The 798-nt window shown below is 56.8% G+C and carries 2 protein-coding genes; both read right to left on the bottom strand.

The window, feature by feature from the left end:
• Nucleotides 1-302: cupin domain-containing protein (locus AC1D0I_RS32720; RefSeq protein WP_477400205.1), on the bottom strand; the 302-nt coding region annotated here is incomplete at its 3' end.
• 37 nt (nt 303-339) lie between these two features.
• Complete coding sequence (locus AC1D0I_RS32715) at nt 340-669, bottom strand: cupin domain-containing protein (RefSeq protein ID WP_019863854.1); 330 nt, start codon at nt 667-669, stop codon at nt 340-342.
• Between the last annotated feature and the right edge of the window lie 129 nt (nt 670-798).

The following is a 798-nucleotide window of genomic DNA, read 5'->3' as shown; positions in this document are numbered from 1 at the left end:
GGGGTGAGATAGAAGGAGCCCGCCCTCAGCGTCACGCCGGTCGACGTGTATTCGTAATGCCCAGATAGGCAAAACATCATCTGGTTCGAAGCGTGCATATGCGGCGAAGGGATGCTGGCGCCTTTGGCGAATTTGATGAGGGCAACCGAGGCGCCGGTTGCCTCATCGCGCCAGAGCATCTTCTCAAAAACGCCGGGCAACGACTTCGCCCGCCATTCCATCTCGTTGGTATTCACGAGCAATTCTTCGAGTGGAGGCATGCCGTTTGGCGTGCCTGGAATGGTTGCGTCAGAACTCGCCATTTGCTGTTTCCGTTATTCGTTTGTTTTGCGGGATCGCCTAGACGGCGGCCTTCGGCTGGTCGAGGAGTTCGACCAAGACATTTCGATAGTGGAAGGTGCTCGTATTGCGCAGTTGGTGCGGTTCGCCCGGCTGCCTGTAGAGCGCCTGCCCCGGCTGCTCGTGTGTGTTCACGACGCGGCCGCTGACGAATTCCATCACGTTCTCGCCTGCCGTGATCGGGATGACGAGGTAGGTATGGTGATGTTCATGCCAGCGCTGGAGTTGGCCCGGCGCCAGTTCCAGGCTCCATACCCGGACCTGGCTGTTTTCAAAAATGATCTTATCTCCGATCGGACCAAGCTCGAGGCCATCCGGCGCTAACGTCATTACAAAATTCCCAGCGTTGTTACAGGTTGAATGCCACGGCATCGTCGTTGTCTTGAATTGGATATACGACAGGCCTAAGCGGCCATTCGATGCCGGCGTTCGGACAATTTGTTGCGCAATGCGCATTCA

It is taken from the genome of Mesorhizobium sp. P2_D1 (genome assembly GCF_056404455.1).
Note: the sequence above shows the minus strand (reverse complement) of the source record. Positions and strands in the feature narration are given on the sequence as shown.